Source organism: Mesorhizobium sp. (assembly GCF_041661565.1).
In the GTDB taxonomy this organism is placed as follows: domain Bacteria; phylum Pseudomonadota; class Alphaproteobacteria; order Rhizobiales; family Rhizobiaceae; genus Mesorhizobium.
In genome coordinates, this window is record NZ_JBAZUD010000108.1 from 1 (window position 1) to 18,022 (window position 18,022).

General features: G+C 62.5%; 15 protein-coding genes. 6 read left to right on the forward strand and 9 right to left on the reverse strand.

What is annotated here, in order from left to right; translation table 11 throughout:
• From WC739_RS18070 to WC739_RS18085, 4 genes are all read left to right on the forward strand, one after another.
• On the forward strand, positions 1-453 hold a 453-nt coding region (locus WC739_RS18070), incomplete at its 5' end, for a DUF2231 domain-containing protein (protein WP_372954395.1).
• A gap of 17 nt (positions 454-470) precedes the next feature.
• Positions 471-1,307: a universal stress protein gene (locus tag WC739_RS18075; RefSeq protein ID WP_372954396.1), complete on the forward strand. Its 837-nt coding sequence runs from the start codon at positions 471-473 to the stop codon at positions 1,305-1,307.
• Between the two features lie 78 nt (positions 1,308-1,385).
• Positions 1,386-3,950: a cation-translocating P-type ATPase gene (locus WC739_RS18080; RefSeq protein ID WP_372954397.1), complete on the forward strand. Its 2,565-nt coding sequence runs from the start codon at positions 1,386-1,388 to the stop codon at positions 3,948-3,950.
• A gap of 107 nt (positions 3,951-4,057) precedes the next feature.
• On the forward strand, positions 4,058-5,119 hold the full coding sequence (locus WC739_RS18085) for an AI-2E family transporter (protein ID WP_372954398.1): 1,062 nt from the start codon (positions 4,058-4,060) through the stop codon (positions 5,117-5,119).
• A 48-nt stretch (positions 5,120-5,167) separates the two neighbouring features.
• On the opposite strand, the gene WC739_RS18090 is transcribed toward WC739_RS18085, so the two are convergent.
• The 5 genes from WC739_RS18090 to WC739_RS18110 all read right to left on the reverse strand — a co-directional run bounded on the left by WC739_RS18090 (position 5,168) and on the right by WC739_RS18110 (position 10,733).
• Positions 5,168-5,863: a VIT family protein gene (locus tag WC739_RS18090; protein ID WP_372954399.1), complete on the reverse strand. Its 696-nt coding sequence runs from the start codon at positions 5,861-5,863 to the stop codon at positions 5,168-5,170.
• A complete protein-coding gene (locus tag WC739_RS18095) occupies positions 5,860-6,264 on the reverse strand; it encodes an OsmC family protein (RefSeq protein ID WP_372954400.1) in 405 nt (134 codons plus the stop codon). Before WC739_RS18095 ends, WC739_RS18090 begins: the two co-directional genes overlap by 4 nt.
• Before the next feature lie 169 nt (positions 6,265-6,433).
• On the reverse strand, positions 6,434-7,621 hold the full coding sequence (locus WC739_RS18100) for an efflux RND transporter periplasmic adaptor subunit (RefSeq protein ID WP_372954401.1): 1,188 nt from the start codon (positions 7,619-7,621) through the stop codon (positions 6,434-6,436).
• A gap of 2 nt (positions 7,622-7,623) precedes the next feature.
• Positions 7,624-9,990 carry an ABC transporter permease gene (locus tag WC739_RS18105; RefSeq protein WP_372954402.1) on the reverse strand — a complete coding sequence of 789 codons (2,367 nt, stop codon included), beginning with the start codon at positions 9,988-9,990 and terminating at the stop codon, positions 7,624-7,626.
• Positions 9,984-10,733, reverse strand: a complete 750-nt coding sequence (locus WC739_RS18110) for an ABC transporter ATP-binding protein (protein WP_372954403.1) — start codon at positions 10,731-10,733, stop codon at positions 9,984-9,986. The genes WC739_RS18105 and WC739_RS18110 overlap by 7 nt, the downstream gene beginning before the upstream one ends.
• 569 nt (positions 10,734-11,302) lie before the next feature.
• Here WC739_RS18110 and WC739_RS18115 point away from each other — a divergent pair.
• Together WC739_RS18115 and WC739_RS18120 are read left to right on the forward strand one after the other, a co-directional pair.
• A complete protein-coding gene (locus WC739_RS18115; RefSeq protein WP_372954404.1) occupies positions 11,303-13,249 on the forward strand; it encodes a hypothetical protein in 1,947 nt (648 codons plus the stop codon).
• On the forward strand, positions 13,246-14,865 hold the full coding sequence (locus WC739_RS18120; RefSeq protein ID WP_372954405.1) for a PEP/pyruvate-binding domain-containing protein: 1,620 nt from the start codon (positions 13,246-13,248) through the stop codon (positions 14,863-14,865). Before WC739_RS18115 ends, WC739_RS18120 begins: the two co-directional genes overlap by 4 nt.
• A gap of 184 nt (positions 14,866-15,049) precedes the next feature.
• Here the strand turns inward: WC739_RS18120 and WC739_RS18125 are convergent, their stop codons facing one another.
• The 4 genes from WC739_RS18125 to WC739_RS18140 all read right to left on the reverse strand — a co-directional run bounded on the left by WC739_RS18125 (position 15,050) and on the right by WC739_RS18140 (position 17,882).
• Positions 15,050-16,129 carry a nitroreductase family protein gene (locus WC739_RS18125; RefSeq protein WP_372954406.1) on the reverse strand — a complete coding sequence of 360 codons (1,080 nt, stop codon included), beginning with the start codon at positions 16,127-16,129 and terminating at the stop codon, positions 15,050-15,052.
• A gap of 241 nt (positions 16,130-16,370) precedes the next feature.
• On the reverse strand, positions 16,371-16,952 hold the full coding sequence (locus WC739_RS18130; RefSeq protein WP_372954407.1) for an NAD(P)H-dependent oxidoreductase: 582 nt from the start codon (positions 16,950-16,952) through the stop codon (positions 16,371-16,373).
• 190 nt (positions 16,953-17,142) lie between these two features.
• Entirely contained in the window at positions 17,143-17,472 is a 330-nt protein-coding gene (locus WC739_RS18135) for a rhodanese-like domain-containing protein (RefSeq protein ID WP_372954408.1), read from the reverse strand.
• Positions 17,473-17,546: 74 nt separating this feature from the next.
• Positions 17,547-17,882 carry an ArsR/SmtB family transcription factor gene (locus WC739_RS18140; RefSeq protein ID WP_372954409.1) on the reverse strand — a complete coding sequence of 112 codons (336 nt, stop codon included), beginning with the start codon at positions 17,880-17,882 and terminating at the stop codon, positions 17,547-17,549.
• Positions 17,883-18,022 lie beyond the last annotated feature (140 nt).

Below are 18,022 nucleotides of genomic sequence, written 5' to 3' on the forward strand. Positions count from 1 at the left end.
CATATCCACCCGATCTTCGTACATTTTCCGATCGTACTCATTTTCACGGTCACGCTGATCGACATCATCGGCCTCTCGCAGCGCGAGGACATGACCGTGCGAACCGGCGTCGGCACGATCTCGACCGGCCTCGCCGTGGCTGCGGGGCTGTTCGCCATCGTTACCTGGTATCTTGGCGGGCTGGCGCTCGATGTCGCGGAATCCGGCGGCTTCAGCAGCCCTGTGGCAGAGACGCATGAAGGCCTTGGCGGCGTCACCGCACTGGCTTTCTTCATCTGGGGGATCGTCAGGCTGGGTCTTTGGGTCCGCAATCGCGGCATCGGGTCGATAGCTGTCGCCGTTCCGCTGATCGAACTTGCCGGCTCCGTCCTGGTCACGGTCACTGCCTATTACGGCGGCATCCTGGTCTACGATCTCGGTGTCAACGTCGCCAAGGGTGTTGTCGGCGGATAACAGCAAAGGGTTATTCCATGCACAGATCGAGCCTGTTGCCTCTGATCACTTATCCTGACTCGAATACTGAGAGGGCCGTGCAGAACGCGGTGGCCTTCGTCCAGCAGATAGGGGGCGCGCTCCATGGGATGGCCATCAATGTCGACATTCCCGATGTGTCGAATGCCGTGTCAAGATATCTGATGAACCTGCCTCAAATGATCTACGAGGCCGAGGCCACCAGCCGCCAGCACGGGCGCGATCTCCTCACTGCTCTTGCCGGGGAGGCCTCGGCGGTCGGTTTGTCACTGACGACGGAGGAGACTGCTGCTGCGCCGGCATTCATGGGTGAGGTCACAGCCATGAAAGCACGCTATTTCGATCTGGCTATTGTCTCCTGGATGCCAGGGAACCAGACGGTTCGGATGGTGTCCGAGGCTGTCCTGTTCGGTTCCGGGCGGCCGATGCTGCTGTTCCCCGAAGTTGCGACGGTGAGTGCAATAGACCATGTCGCTATCGCGTGGGATGGCAGCCGAGTGGCGGCCCGTGCGGTCGCCGATGCGCAAATGTTTCTGGACACGGCTGCGAAGGTGAGTGTCATTACCGTTATTGGGGAAAAGGCCCTCGAAGCCGAAGATATCGGTGACCGCCTTGCTTCTGGCCTTGTGGCTCGTGGGGTCCCCGCTACCGCGGTTTCCATCATGCGCGAAGCAGGCCCGATTGGCGATACGCTTCAGAACCATGCCCTGGAAATGGGGACGAAATTGCTGGTCATGGGCGGATATGGTCATTCTCGTGTCAGGGATTTTGTTCTGGGCGGTGCGACCGAGAGTGTCCTGAACGACGTGAGACTTCCCATTCTCCTGACGCATTGAACAGCACCTCGTTTTCACGTAGCCCCTGCAGGCGAGAACGTGTCATCACGTTGGCCGGACGGTCGCCAGAGAGTTGACATGCCACAACCTGTCTCGACGGCGGATGATGTCGGCCTATCAGAGACCGAGGCGCAAGTTAGGCTGGCCGCCGAAGGCTACAACGAACTGCCGAGGCCCAATCAACGCACCCCGTTGCGGATTGCCTTCGAGGTCATCCGCGAGCCGATGCTGACGCTCCTGCTTGGCGGCGGCGTTGTCTATCTCATCCTTGGCAATCTCGAGGAAGCGCTGATCCTGCTGGTCTTTGCCACGATGTCGATCGGCATAACCATCATACAGGAGACACGCACCGAGCGTGTTCTGGAAGCGCTGCGTGATCTCACCAGCCCTCGCGCTTTGGTCATACGCGGTGGTGAACGCAAGCGCATCGCCGGTCGCGAGGTTGTTCGGGGGGACATCGTCGTGCTCGGCGAGGGCGACCGGGTGCCGGCCGATGCCAGGCTTCTCAAGAGCGAGGACCTGCAGAGCGATGAATCCTTGCTGACCGGAGAATCCGTGCCGGTCCGAAAGAGTGCCGCCGACGGCGCCCCGCCAGTAGGCGAATGCCGGCCAGGCGGCGACGACCTGCCTTTCATATTCTCGGGTTCGCTGATCGTTCGCGGTTCGGGCATTGGCGAAGTCCTGGCGACGGGACCGCGAAGTGAAATTGGCAAGATAGGCCACTCGCTGAGTTCAATGGAGACCGAACCACCGCGACTGCAGGCACAAATGCGGCGGGTCGTACGCATCTTCGCAATGGTGGGCGGCGCGGTCAGCGTCGTCGCGGTCCTGCTCTACGGGTTTCTGCGAGGCGGATGGCTTGATGCCGTGCTCGCGGGCATCGCGCTCGGCATGTCCATGCTGCCGGAAGAGTTTCCCGTCGTGCTGACGATCTTCATGGCCATGGGAGCGTGGCGCATATCACAGGCGCGCGTCCTGACCCGCAGGGCCGCGGCGATCGAAACGCTTGGCTCGGCGACGATCCTCTGCACCGACAAGACAGGCACGCTCACCGAGAACCGGATGACGATTGCAGAACTTCGGACGGCGGATGGAAAGTCGTTTCGGCTGGCGGACGAGCCGGGCTCCGACCTGCCGGCGGCATTCGCCGGCCTGGTTGAGACGGGTGCGCTTGCCAGCGCGCAGATTCCTTTCGACCCCATGGAGATCGCATTTCACAAACTCGGCAAGGAACGGCTGTCCACGCACGACATTCTGGGCAAACCGGATTGGCGACTGGCCCACGCATATCCACTTCGAGCCGGACTGCTGGCGATGTCGAATGTCTGGCAATCGACACATGGCAATGGCAATTCACTGGTTGCGGCGAAGGGTGCTCCAGAGGCGATCGGGGCGCTGTGCCGTCTGAACGCAAGGGATTTCACGGCCTTGAAGGGCTCGGTCGAGGCCATGGCCGCCGAGGGACTGCGCGTGCTCGGCGTGGCCCGCGCATCTCTTCGCGGCCCCGACTTGCCGGCGACGCAGCATGAGTTCCAATTCGAATTCCTCGGGCTGGTCGGCTTGACGGATCCACTGCGCGCGCGCGTGCCCGAAGCCGTGAGCGACTGCCGTTCCGCCGGCATCCGGGTGATGATGATTACCGGCGACTATCCGGCAACCGCCAAGATGATCGCGCGCCAGGCCGGCCTCGATGCCGAAATCGTAGTGACCGGCAGCGAGATGCAGGCGCTCGGTGACGACGAGCTGGTACTGCGCGTGAAGATCGCGACCGTTTTCGCGCGCATCATGCCCGAACAGAAACTTCGCATCGTCAACGCGCTGAAGGCGAGTGGTGAAATCGTCGCCATGACGGGCGACGGGGTCAATGACGCGCCGTCGCTCAAGGCCGCCAATATCGGGATTGCCATGGGGGGCCGTGGCACCGACGTCGCGCGCGAGGCGTCGTCGATCGTCCTGCTCGACGACGATTTCGGGTCGATTGTCAAAGCCGTGCGGCTTGGTCGCCGCATCTTCGACAATCTGCGCAAGGCCATGGGGTTCATCTTCGCGGTCCACGTGCCAATCGCGGGTCTCTCGCTGCTGCCGTTGCTGTTTGGCCTGCCGATCCTGTTCGGGCCGATCCATATCGCCTTTCTGGAAATGGTGATCGATCCCGTCTGCTCGCTGGTCTTCGAGGCCGAAAGCGAGGAGGACGATGTCATGCGCCGTCCGCCTCGCAATCCGGATTCACCACTGTTCTCAGGGGCGTTGGTCGGGTGGGGGCTGATCCAGGGGACGCTCGCCTTCGCGCTTCTCGCGGGCATTTACCTTTTCGCCCTGAAACAGGGCATGGCCGAGAATGAAATCAGGGCACTGACGTTCTTCTCGCTGGTGCTGACAATCGTGGGACTGATTTTTGTGAACCGTTCCTTCAGCGCATCGCTGCTGACTGCGTTGATCAGGCCGAACCGTTCGCTGACGATCGTCGTCGTGGCGGTCGCGTCAATGCTAGGCGGGACGCTTCTTTGGCCGTTTGCCACCAGTCTCTTCCGCTTCGGACCGCTGCACCTTGACGATCTGGCGGTGACGCTTGGCGCGGGGCTTGCGGTGCTGGCATGCTTGGAGTTGCTGAAGCCATTCTGGCGGAGGCAACTGAAGGCCTAGCCGCAGAAACGAGCTGATCATGAACGGTCTCGGTTGGAAAATGTTGATTGTCGACAAAGGGTTGGAAACGTGAAGGATTGCGGGCAGATGCATTGGGTGTCGGGACCATGAACACGGACAATGCACGCGTTCGTGGAAGCCACGTGGGCACATTGGTGCTCGCCGCCGCCGCGATCGTCGGGATTGTCGTCTGCGTACTCTTGGCCGAGCCGTTCCTGGGCGCGATCACCTGGGCGTTGGCACTGGCAATCCTCTTTGTCCCTTTCCATGTCTGGATCGAGTCGAAGTTGAAACACCCCAACCTTGCGGCGATCGTGTCGGTCTTGACGATAGTATTGCTCGTCGTTGTCCCGGCCGCATTCCTGGTAGGGCGCTTGGTCGAGGAAGCCGCTTCCGGGGCAGCCTCCGTCCGAGCCCGGGTGGCTGATGGAGAACTCCAACGTCTCCTGGACGCCAATCCCGGGATCGCCCCACTTGGAAAGTGGATAGACCAATACATCGATCTGCCGTCGATGACTGCGAGCCTCGCATCATGGTTGAGCAACGCGGGTGCGACGTTCGTCAAGGGATCCGTGTTGCAAGTGGCAGAAGTCCTCCTGACTTTCTACATGCTGTTCTATTTTCTGCGTGATCGGAACGCAGTCGCGCGCCTGTTTCGCGACTGGATGCCGCTGGAGAGCGCAGACACCGAGCGACTGTTTCAGCGGGTGTTCGATACCGTCCATGCCACAATATACGGAACGCTCGCCGTCGCAGCCGTTCAGGGTTCGCTGGGCGGGCTGATGTTCTGGATACTCGGTTTGCCGACGCCCCTTCTTTGGGGCGTGGTGATGAGTTTGCTTTCCGTCGTGCCCGTGCTGGGTGCATTTATCGTGTGGATACCTGCAGCTATCCTGCTCGCGCTTGATGGCGACTGGGGCAAGGCGTTGATCCTCGCTGTATGGGGCGGCATCGTGGTGGGCAGTATCGACAACGTCCTTCGACCGATTTTCGTAGGAAACCAGCTGAGGCTTCACACAATCCCCGCCTTCATATCCATGATAGGCGGGCTCGCCTTGTTCGGGGCTCCCGGATTCATACTGGGGCCGCTGGCTGTTACGGTGACGATGCTGCTCGTGGAGGTGTGGGCCGCTCGCGAGAGACTCGGCAATGGCGAGCAGCAGGAATGACTTGGTGCTTGAGCGCTCTGCAGATCAATAGACTGGACGCCTGACCGCTTACACCGCCGTCCCGACCAGCGCGCCGATGCCTGCGGTGAGCGCCATGGCGAAGGCGCCCCAGAAGGTGACGCGCAGCGTTGCGCGAAGGATGTTGGCCCCGCCTGCCTTGGCGCCGATTGCGCCCAGAAAGGCAAGGAAAAGCAGGGACGCGACTGAAACCGCCAGCACCAGTATGGAGGCCGGCGCCACCAGAACCATGAGCAGCGGCATCGCCGCGCCGACGCTGAAGGTCGCCGCCGAGGTCAGCGCCGCCTGGATCGGCCGCGCCGTGGTCATTTCCGAAATGCCGAGCTCATCATGGGCATGCGCGGCGAGCGCGTCCTTGGCCATCAGCTGATCGGCGACCTGACGCGCCAGGCCCGTTTCCAGTCCGCGCTTGACGTAGATCTGCGCCAGTTCCTCGCGCTCGAATTCTGGCTGGGTCCTGAGTTCCTCGCGTTCGCGGGCAAGGTCGGCGTTCTCTGTGTCCGACTGGGAACTGACCGAGACATATTCGCCGGCCGCCATCGACATGGCGCCTGCAACCAGGCCGGCTATGCCGGCGACGAGAACCTGCGAAGTCGGTGCGGCGGCCGACGCCACGCCGACGATCAGGCTGGCGGTCGAGACGATCCCGTCATTGGCTCCCAGCACAGCGGCGCGCAACCAGCCTATGCGCGACACCAGATGGTTTTCGACATGCAAGCGGCTCATGCTTTTCTCCTGATCGTGCCTTCGAGTTTCGTGGCGGCCGCGACCGTATTGGAGATCGTGCCGTACTTGCGGACGTTCTTGTGCAACAGCTCCAGCCGCTGGTCGGTCTCATCGGTGTCGACGACAAGCTCGTAGTCGATCGAGGCAATGCCCGGCGGACTGTCGCGCCGCACGGCATGCAATGCGACCTCCACGCCGCGCAGCTTGAAGGCGAGCATCGGGGTGACGCGCTCGATGCCCTTGATCATGCAGGCGGCGATCGCCGCCAGAAGCAGTTCGGCCGGATTGAAGGCATCGGCCCGGCCCTCGAGACAGGTGTCGAGAACAAGGGCGGCGTTCTTGGTCGTGGCCAGGCTGCCTCGTGCATCGGTCCGTCGGGCCTCAACGCTGTACTCGAACATGGTGCTGCCTGCCTGTCTGTCCGGTCACCTCAGTGAAACGTACCAGCAGCCTCTAGCACCGCATCGGGCGCATTATTTTGATTCACGTCAGGTCCGGATTGGATTTCAAAGAGCTTGTGAGGGCCAACCATGGTCCTGCAGGCGGCGATTGGCGGGCTGCTGCTTGCCCTTACTGGAGCTTGACCTTGCTCCCCTCGGCAAGGCTGGCAGGTGGATAGACGACGACGACCTCGCCGGGGCGCACGCCCTGCGCCACGGCGGCAGTGCGGGCCGAGAGGCGCGCAACCCGGATCTCTCGGAGATGAACGCGGCCTGCCTCGATAACAAAGACGTTCCATGCATCGCCGCGGCGGAACAGTGCCCCGACAGGCACGACGATTGCCTGATCGTCCTCTTCAACGACGATCTTGACCTCGACGCGATAGCCATCCCCCAGGCTGGTCCACGTCTCTCGCGGCGAGGTTATGTCGACGATGACCCAGACGCGCTGCTCCTCGACGCCGAGCGCCGATATTTTGGTGAAGCCGGAGGGCTCGACGCGGCGCACGGCCCCATGCAAATCGGTGGGGCCGCCCCAGCGCTCGATGATCACCTTGTCGCCCTCCCTTATTCGGGCGGCATCGGTCGTCAAAACGTCGACGGCAATTTCGAGATCGCCGGGGTCACCCAATTCGACCAAGGGGGCTGCCTGCGCGACAATGGTCTCGCTCTCCTGCATGACCCTGAGAACGCGGCCGTCGATGGGGGAGGACACCGGGAAACTCTCGCTGGCCTCGGAATTGTCGGCGGAGTTCAGCGCCGCGCGCGCCTGTTCCAGAAGATGCGTGGCCGCGTGCCAGCGCCGCTCGGCGGCATCGGTTTGTCGCTGCGTGGAGCGGAACAGGAATTCCTCACGCTCCAGCTGAGCCGCGGCCGCCACGTTGCGCTTGACAAGCTCCCTCGTGCGTTCGAGGTCCGCACTGGCTTGAGCCAACAGCACCTTGGCCTGCTCGTGAAGCAATGCCGTTTCCTCGACTGCCGCCTCGGCGGCACCGACCTGAGCCTCGAGTTCCCGCCGCACGCGGGGGTCGAGAAGCGGCGAAACCGGCGGCGTAATGGACGCCAGCTTCTGTCCCGTCCGCACGGTATCGCCGGCCTTGAGTGTCAACCTCTGGATACGCCCGGACAAAGGCGCCGACACCAGATAGCGATCCCGTACCCGGGTGCGGCCGTCCTCTTCAACCGTGTCCTGGAAGCGCGAGGTCACCACCTCGGCGGTTTCGACAAGGGTCTGCTGCGGCATCAGGAGCCAGTAGAAGCCTAGTGCCCCAAGCGCCAGCACCAGTGCACCCGCGATCGAAATTGTTCGACGCTTCATGTTCAGTCCCTCGTCTTCAGGACAGCCACGAGATCGAGCTTGTCGATCCTACGGCGGATTGTGATGAAACTGGCAAAGGCCGCGCTGAGGACCAGGAACGCGGCGATGGCATAACTGCTGCGATCGATCACAGCGGGAATCTGAAACGACTCGCTCGCACGCGCCGACGCGATCAACTCGATCAGGTACCATCCGATCAGGAGCCCGGCGGGGATGGCCACGATCAGCTCCACGACAAGCTCGCTGATAATGACGGCGGATACCTCACGCCGCGTCAGTCCGATGATGCGCAGGCTGGCCAATTCCCAAGCACGCTCCTGGAGCGCGATGCGGGCGCTGTTGTAGACCACGCCTATGGCGATCAGCATTCCAAACCCCGAGAGCACCAGCGCGCCAATGACCACCATTCCGCCGATCGTTTCGTTGAACAACGCAAACCACAGGGCCTTGACCGAGCTTCCCTCGATCTTCGGCATGGACCTTATCCTGGACCAGAGCCGTTCAGATTGACCCGGATCGATCCTGAAGGTCGCGACATTCGCAACGGAACCTTCCCGCATCAGGCGATTGAGTGCGGTGCGCTCCATCGTTACGGACGCCCCTAGAATATCGTCCGAAATCCTGCGGACGGTGACTTCTCTCACGGCTCGGCTGCCTTCGAGCACCTCGATCGTGACACTGTCACCGGCCTTGAGATCGAGCTGTCTCGCGATCGTGCGGCTGAGCATGATGCCATCGGAGGGCACGGCAATCGGCCGTAGCGCGCTGTCTCTCAGCACCTTGAGCTCGGAACCGGAATCCAGACCGGTCGCCGAGGTGCGATAGGCGCGATGCCCAGCTCGCAATGTGATCGGCACGATCCGCTGGACTTCAGCCTCAAGCACGCCAGGTATCGCCCGCAATTCGTAGAGTGCATCCGCCGAGACCGGTTCCGTGAAGGTAACAAAGGCGTCACCGCGCTCGATGCGTCCAAAACTGACATCGATCATGTAGTCGATGGCGTCGAACCAGTAGAGCCCGAACAGAATGAGCGGGATGGCCAGCGCGATTCCGATGGTCGTCAACAGCGTCCTCACGGGCCGTCCGAGGATCGTGCGCGCCGCTATCACGTACTGGAGCGGAATTCCCTGGCTTCCAATCGTCTGCAGCCAGCTGAATGTGTGCAGCGCGGGCGGCGTCTCGGGGCGCATGGCTTCGGCAGGAGCAAGCATGGCAATTCGGTATACCGCCGATGCCGCGGCAAGGTTCGCCGCGCCGACGCTGACAAGGGTCGCGGCAACGAGCAGCCATGGCTCCAGTTGCGCCTCCAGTGATGGAAACCGGAAGATAGCGCCATAGCTCTCGACAACTCCGATCGCGAACCAGCGTCCTACGACCAGACCTATCGCCGATCCCAGCAACGCGATGGCGGTGACCAGCTTGAAGTAGTGAAAGGCGATGGTGCCGTTCGCAAACCCCAACGCCTTCAGCGAAGCGATCTGCCCCCGCTGTGCTTCCACCATCCTGCCGATGACGACGTTGAGCAGGAACGCCGCGATGCCGAAGAAGACTGATGGCATGACGATGCTCAGGGTCTCCTGCTCCGCCAGTTCGTCCTTGAGAAAGCGGTGCGACGGCTGATCGCTCCGGCCATAGGCTCCGGTGCCGCCGTATGGCGCCAGCAACCGATCGACCTCTTCCAGGACATGCTGCGGCCCCGCGCCGGGCGCCAGAGTCATCAGCGCGTCGTTGAAGGCGCCTTTCATGTCGAATGCGCTTGCCACCGCATCCTCGCTTGCCCACACCACCACGAAATTCCGATCGTCCGGAAGCGGCACCGCGGCGCGGGTGGCAAAGATGAATTCGGGTGACAGGGCGGTGCCCACGACGCGGAAGCCTTGCAGCCGGCCATTGAGCACCACCTCGATGGCTTCTCCGCTCCGCACGGCCCGCGCCTCGGCATACGCCGCATTGATGATGACTTCTTCCGGATGCAGCGGATCAGGCCAGCGGCCCTGCACGAGATGCAGGCGGTTGAGCAATGGCTGACCCTCGGCCGGGAGCGAGATGACGCGCCCCGAGATCGGCAGGTTGGTGTCATCGCGGATCACGCGCACTGGTTCGGCGACGCGCGGCTCCACAACGCCAATGCCGTCGATTTCACGCAGTCGATCGACGATCGAGAGCGGCGCGCGCGTCATGCCCACGAAGATATCGGCGAAACGTTCGTTGCGGTAGTGCGCTTCCATGGCGCCGATCAGCGCCTGGTAGTTCGACACCGACATCACGAAGACGGCCACGCCGGCCGCGACGAGCAGCGCGATGCTGAGGACCTGAAGCCGCATCGACCAGAGGTCGCGCGCCACCTTGATATCCAGGACGTTCACCATGCCACATCCTCGGCCCGGATGCGCCGCGGATTCGGTTCCTCCGTGACGATGCGCCCGCCGCTCAGCCGCAACACGCGATGAGCCATCCCCGCGATTGCCGAGTTGTGAGTGATCACGACGGTCGTCGTGTTCAGTTCCGCATTGACCTTGGCGATTGCCGCCAGAACCAGCCTGCCGGTGTCGACGTCGAGCGCGCCGGTCGGCTCGTCGCAGAGCAAGATATCCGGCCGTTTCACGATTGCGCGCGCCACCGCGACGCGTTGCTGTTCTCCGCCGGACAGTTGCGAAGGAAAGTGACCGGCGCGATGCGACAGTCCGACGAGTGCGAGCGCTTCGGCTGGTGTCATCGGATTGCTGGCGATCTGCGCGACCAGCCGCACGTTCTCCTCGACGGTGAGGCTCGGTATCAGGTTGTAGAATTGAAACACGAAGCCGACATGCTCGCGCCTGTATGTCGTGAGCTGTTCGTCGCTGGCTCCGGTCAGTTCGTGATCTCGCCAGGTCGCCGTGCCCGACGTTGGAGCGTCCAGTCCGCCGAGGATGTTGAGCAGGGTCGATTTGCCTGACCCGGAAGGGCCGAGAAGAACGATGAATTCGCCTTGTCGGATATCGAGGTCGACGTCCTTCAACGCCACGACTCGTGAATCGCCCGCGCCATAGACCTTGGTCAATCCCCGGGCCACGAATACCGGGGCCAGAGGCTGCATGGCTGAACTTTCTACGTCTCGTCCCTGGACGGTCATACGGACTCCGGTTCCGGCCCACGCCGGACAAGTCCTACAGCCTGGACGGCCTGATCACCTTGGCTCTTGTCAAGTCGGGATCGCGGCGAGAAGACCGCCGTCCCAGGAGTCAGGTCCAGTATCCCGGCATCCTTATCTTCGAAAAGGTTTGACTTGGACCAGCCGCTCGGTCTGTCAGCCTTCGTGAAGGAACGGGTCGCCCGGCACTGCAGAATGCGGTCCCGGCTTCACAGCCTGGCGGTCTCAGCAGCCTTGATGGCAGGATGGTCAACCTACGGCCACCTATAAGCCTGAGGCGTACATCCCACCGCGCCGCACGCTTGCGTCGATCGCTTTGCCACCGGCCGCGACAATCGCGCACCCCGGCTTTCAAGTCGGCGAGGTGGACCCTTGACGTGGATCAAGGACCATCTCCCGTGTCCAGATACCTTCCAAGAAACACCAGCCACTTCAATGGGAACCCTGCCGCATGGCCGTGGGCCCGACTGCCACATCACAGAAATTGAGCCACCCGCCTGGGCGAGTGCAAGGGCCGGGCAAGCCCAATACATATCGCGGAGAAGAGTTCGATGGAAAAAATCGATGTGGTGGCATCATTGGGCCAGTTGCAGCTGCTGCGTCCGGCCTGGACGAAGGCTGCGCTGGGCGCCAATGACAGGCTCAAACTCTATCTGACGGTCTTGCAGGCAGCCCAGTCGCATGCCGAACATCCTTCGTCCGCTCCGCTCGACATGAAACATGAATTTGCCGCCGCCAAGCTTGATGCGCCGTGGCTGCTCGCCCTGCCAGCGTCCGCCTATCTGGACGGCGCCACTCTTCATGTTCCGGACCTTCCCAGCCTGAAAGACAAGCTGCGCGACGACCTGCGCGTCATGGCGCGGCCACTGGATGGGGACAGCGAACCAGCCCACCGGGCTTTGATGGTGCGGGTCGAGCACTGGTGTACCTGGCTCGAGGGTCAGCCCTCGGACACCCTGTCGCCGGCGCAGATCAAGGCGCTCACCAGCGGCAGCCGCCACGGGGACGACAGTTTTCATCTGCTGGTGATGGATCTGCACAAGGCCCTGAACCACCTGGCTTCGGAATTTTCGAACGAAACGATCGATGGCGCCCATGTCTGGCAGCTCGCTGAAAGCGACCGTCCCCGCGTGACCGCTTTCATGCGCGGGCTCAACCGGACGCGCGCCTTGAAGCTCAATCACCCTGGACTGGATACAGCCGCGACCCGCGACGGCGACAGACTGCTGATCCAGAATGACATCGGAACCAACGATGCACATGTGCTTGTCGTGCAGGTCGAGGGTCTGAAAATGGTCCTTACATATTCGGACCTTCATCAGCAGCGCTTCGCCTTTTTCCAGGCCGAGCTCAGCGACATCGGCGCAACATGGTCGCCGGTTGCGATGCGCACCACGGCCGGCCTCAACGCCGACGAGGCATATCAGGTGGGGACGGCGACGTTCGAGTGCCCGAGCGAGGACAAGCTGATGTCGACGCTCGAAGCCCTCGGCTCCCGCATTGTCTTCCTGATCGACTGGAACCGCGCGCGCAAACGATTGAATCTCTTTGTGAAGAAGTCCCAGTCCGTTGCCGTGCTGACAGAGGCGGCGCGGCGCGAAGTTGGCCATATGGGTTGGCTTGGCGCCGGCGGGGAACAGTTGATCCATGACGCCATGCAGGCGCTCGGTGGGGATTATTTTCGAATTGGCCAGCGCCTCGACAAGGTTTTGGGGGAGGCCCAGGCAAGGGAATTTCTCGTCGAGACATTGGCGCTGTCGAGCCAGTCGATGCGACAGCGGCAACCTTTGCCGCTGATTGCCGACGCGGTCCGGCTGCTGCTGCTGCGGTATACCCGGCGCCATCACGACGAATTCGATCTGCTGAGCGAGCATGCGGCGTTCTGCCATGCACTTGCCGAGGGCATTCGCGACGCCATCGCGCATGGGCGAGAGCGCGACGCCAAGGCGATGGCCAAATTCGCGGAACGAGCCAAGGGCTGGGAGCGTCAGGCCGATCTCCAGGTGATGAAATCCCGCGCCCTGGCCGAAAACCATCCCAACTGGCTGCCGTTCATGCGGTTGATCGAGCGCGCCGACGATGTCGCGGATTCCCTCGAGGAGGCTGCGTTCTTGCTGTCGCTGATCGCCGACAGCCAGCGGCACGCCTGGCATGGTGATGTCAGGGATTCAATCCGCAAGCTGGTCGACGCAACGTTGATCGCCACACAGGATCATATCAAGGCTCTCAGCATTGCCAGAGGTTTCGGCGAGGACAGCAGTGCCGAGGACCAGGAGGAATTCATTGCAACCTCATGGCGCGTGCTCAATGCGGAGCGTCAATGCGATGTGCTGCTGAGGGATGTTCGGCGGGCGCTTGCAAAGCACGTCGACGACGCAGCCACCCACTGCCTGACGACCGATTTCGCCGCCGCTGTCGAGCAGGCCACCGATGCGCTGCTCGCCACCACCTACGGCCTGCGCGATCTCGCATTCAGCCGCCTGGGGGCCAAGGCATGAATATCCGCCCCGAACCGAACCTGGCCCAGGGGGCGCCATCCGCGCCGCAGATCTTTTTCATCGGCGGGACCGAACCGTTGTCGGAAGGGGTGACCTCCGACATGCTCGGCTTCAAGGCCTTCAACCTTGCGGGCATGGCAGCAATCGGCCTGAGGGTTCCGCCGGCGTTCGTGCTGGGCACGCAATGGTGCGCACGGCAAGAAGAGATCACCCCCGACATCTGGCGCAGCGGACTCGACCGTCTGGAAACCGCGACCGATCTGTGTCTCGGAGATGCGCGCAAACCGCTCCTGCTCTCGGTCAGGTCAGGTGCGCCCGTCTCCATGCCGGGCATGATGGAGACATTGCTCAACATCGGCCTGACCGATGCCACTCTCCCTGGCATCATCCGCATGACAGGCAATCCCCGATTGGCCTGGGATGCCTTCAGGCGGCTGGTGGCAAGCTATGGCGAGGTGGTCGCCGGCGTCGATTCGCGGTGTTTCGATGACGATCTCGAAAATCTGCGCGGGGATACGGACGAGCGCGAACTCGATTTCGTGGCGCTTCGCGATCTGGCGCGGATGCACCTCGAAACATTTGAACGCGAGGCGGCGGCGCCGTTCCCGCAGTCCGCCGAGGTGCAACTGCGGGAAGCCATCCTGGCCGTTTTCAGGTCATGGAACAGCGAAAAGGCCTCGGCCTATCGGGAACTGCGCGGTCTTTCACATGCGATGGGAACGGCGGTCACCGTCCAGAGGATGGTCTTCGGAAACGCCGGTGGCATGTCGGGAGCGGGGGTAGGGTTCACGAGAAATCCGAGCAATGGCGATCCGGCCCCCTGGGTCGATTTCCTCTTCAATGCGCAGGGCGAGGATGTCGTCAGCGGGCGGCGGAGCGCGCACGGTCACGGCGAACTGGCCGCCGCCGCGCCCCAGGTCTGGGCCGAACTCGTCGAAGCGACCAAGCGGCTGGAACGGCATTTTCAAGACATGCAGGATTTCGAATTCACCGTCCAGGATGGCCAATTGTACCTGCTTCAGACGCGGACCGGAAAGCGGACGCCGCAAGCCGCGGCCCGCATAGCGCTCGACTTGCTGGACGAAGGACTGATCGACCGGCATACGGCGCTCGAGCGCACGCAGGGACTGGACGCGCGGAGCCTGGCCGTTCGCGTTGTGACCGCCGGCGACGGCAAACATCTTGTGCCAATCGCCTCCGCGTCCTCGGCGTCGAGCGGAGTGGTTTGCGGTGAGATCGCGCTGGATGAGGTGCGCGTACGCGAACGCAAGGCTGCCGGATGCGCGGTCATCCTGGTACGTCGCGATGCCGAAACCCGTGACATATCGGCTCTCGATCTGGCGGATGGGCTGCTTACCCAACGCGGCGCCCGGACCTCGCATGCGGCCGTGGTGGCGAGACAGCTCGGAAAAGTCTGCCTGGTGGGCTGCGACGCGCTTTCAGTGCATGAGACGGATGCCACGATCTCGATCGGCGACCTTTCCTTTCGGGAGGGTGATAAAATCACCCTCGATGGCAATGAGGGACATGTCTATGCCGGGATCACCGAAGTTCGGGAACAAATCCCGGCGGATCTGCTCGCCAGGCTGGATAAGCTGCGCGAAAGCCAAGCGTAGCGGAGAAGGACGATCGACAGCGCCGCCTCGTACAGGTCGCCTCTCGGTGCTTCGGTGCACACTTCACCAATGTTTGCGGCTACGGGTGCGGCGCACGGTCAGGTTAGCCTTGCATGCCGAGCCTCCGGGTCAACCCCGTTTCTACGCGGCACGTCAGACTACCTGGCTTCAGAAAGAACAGCTCTTACGAGATCACTGCTTCCACCGGCCGGCGCGCCGAGAATGGCATGGTTGGCCCATATCCGAATCGCATCACGATATCGGGCCTGCGGCCTGGCAAGCCGACAAGTCCTGCAAGCTCCGGGCGCAAGGCGGCGACTTCGACGGGTTGGTTCATGAAGGCGTGCTTGAGCCCCAGCGCCGTCGCCTGCAGCGCGAAGCGCTGACAGGCTCGCCCGGCCCGCATCCAGTGTTCCTTGTCATCGCGTTCCGACACGAAGACGGCGACTCCCGCCGATGAGCGCAGTTGCTTGGCATATTTGTCGTTCTCCGACGCGACACGGAAGACAAGGTCGAACAATGAGCTGCCGAGCCACGTCGGCGCGATCGGATTGCCGCTCGCCGCGCTGAACAGTCCATCGCCTGTCTCGAGCGCCTGGCGAGGATTGAAGCGCAGCCAACTCTTGAGCTCTCGCACAAAGGCGGGATCGCTCATCTGTGTGGAGTTGCCCGTGGCGACGAGATCGAGCACGCGCTCGATCTGCTGCCGATCCGTGACCAGGATCAGATCGACGCCGGGGATGCGGGCGGCGGCGGCCAAGGCGTCCAGGTCGGCAGCGGGCGCCGATCGCCCATCATAGTCGGCACGCGTCGATTGCCGCTTGGCGATCGCGTCGAAAAGGATCGAGTGTTCCGGCTGCGCGTCGCCAAATGCGAAGGCAACCGAGCCCGGTCCTTGCGGGTCAAAGCTCAGGTCACCCTTTCGGCCACCTTCCGCCGCGGCGATGGCCAGGTTCTCGGCGGCGCAGCCGAGGCTGGCGAAGAGATGGTGGTCATCGGGATCAACAGCCGGCGTTCGCCTTGAGAAATCCGGCTGTATCGTTATGCGGCCTTCTTCGAAGTGAAACCGCCAAGGCTGAGTGTTGTGGCCGCTGGCGGCCAAGGTCGCGTACCGGACAAGATCCTTGAGTTCCGGATGGTCCGGCAGGGTCGCCCTGGCAGCGGCCATGGCAGCGGCGTAGTCGGTCATCGAACCCATCATCGAGAGACTAAAAGCAGTCGCGCCTGCGGCGCCGAGCGCCACCGCACCTGCGCCAATCAGCATTCGCCGCCTATTCATCGCCAACGGCCGCCGTCGCGTGATGCCTAAGAGATACCTGGTCCTTCACGGCCGACGGCTCCATGGTGCACGTCAAATGTTGATCGAGTTGTCGCGGGAGACGAACGGATCTTGTCAGAGCATCGCAGCAGGAAGCGACGCATGCCTTGATCTCGGTCAAAGTGGGATCTGAACCACCGGCTGTCGCAACCACCTCTACTGAACGTTGCGGGTGCCTTGCAGATGGTCAGTCACCTCGTCTTCCGTGCTTGCGCATATCGGCGATCCAGCGCGCCCGCTTTCGTTCGTCGGCTAAGGTGAGGCCATACAGGCTCTCGCGGATTGGCTTGATCCCGGCGAAGCTCAACATGCTGCGCTCGAACGCGCGCAGTCCATACGCGCCAAAGTACCATCGATAGAGCAGCACCGGCATTCCCATGGTCACGATGATGCGAGCCGAACGGCCGGCGAGCAGCCGCTTCGGAAAGCCTTTCTTGTTGTACTCCATGGCAAATCCTGGCCTGAAGATGTGTTCGAGAAAACCCTTGAACAGCGCCGGCATGGTCCCGTGCCAGAGCGGAAACAGAAACACCCAGTGCTCCGCCCAGCGCATGTCCTCTCGCGCCTGGACCAGGGCAGGCGGCAACGCGCCGGTCTCGAAATCCGCCTGCGTGCGCATCAAGGGAAACTCGAGCTTCGCGACCTCTATCCGGCGCACCTCGTGTCCCGCCGCGGTCGCGGCTTCGGCATAGGCATCGGCCATTGCGTGCAGCAGATGATGGCCCGCCGAATCCGGGTGCCCTTGGATGATTGCGATGTGCCTGGTCATTGTCTTTCCCCCGGGAAATCGTCCTACCGATAGCGCGTTCTCTCGATCAGTCTGTTGATCTTGCGCAAATGCCGATAGGCCGCGACATCGGAGCGGCGAGGGACCTCGCCTACGTCGGGCAGGTCGTCGATAGGAAGATCGATGAGTCCGCCGAAGAACTTCAGGCGCGGTATACGGTGCTCGGTCGGCGTCAGCTTGCCGACGGAAAACCTTGCGCACGCCAGGCACTGATACCGCCGCCCATATGCGTGTCGTGCGGCTGGCCTGCAGCCATGGCGATGTTGATTGCTTGCGATGAACGGCCGCCGGCATGGCAATAAAACACGACGGGTTTGCCGGATGGAATGCGGTCCATCTCGTCACGAAGCCTGCCCAACGGGATGTGGATGGCGCCGGCTATATGCCCAGACGCCCACTCGCCGTCCTCCCTTACGTCCACAAGGGTGACAGTGTCGCCCATCTGACGCACCTGCGTCGGCGTCAGCGTCTTCGCCGACGACCGCGCTCCAAATCCAAACATCGCACTTCTCCTCTTTCATTCGGATGCGGCATGCTGTGCACGCCTCGGGGATTTTCGATCTCAACGGCCGTCCGTCAGGGACAGAAAGCCGAGTGGAGCGCTTCGACGACGGTGAGCACTTCCGGCCTTGTGATGCGGTAGTAAACAGTCGTGCCATCACGGCGCGACTCGACCAGACCGTCTGCACGCAACCGCATGAGTTGCTGCGACATCGGCACTTGCTCGATGCCCAACAAGTCGCGCAGTTCCGCGACAGAGCGCTCGTCCTTCCCCAAGGCGCAGAGGACCAGGAGCCGTTGCGGATGGGACAGGCTCCTGAGCAGGTCCGCCGCCTTTCCCGAAGCCGGGATCATCTCTTTTACATTCATACTCTTGAATTTAAAATCTTTGAATGTTAATTGCAAGCCCATCAGCAGGCCGGTGAACAGCGCAACCTTATCATCGCGGTCCCCGGCTTAGGAATTGAGCCAGATCAACACACGCCCTTGGCCTTGCTGCCAGGTTACTCGAACAAGAAGCATTGGGAGGAATCCTATGTCACATGTGTCGT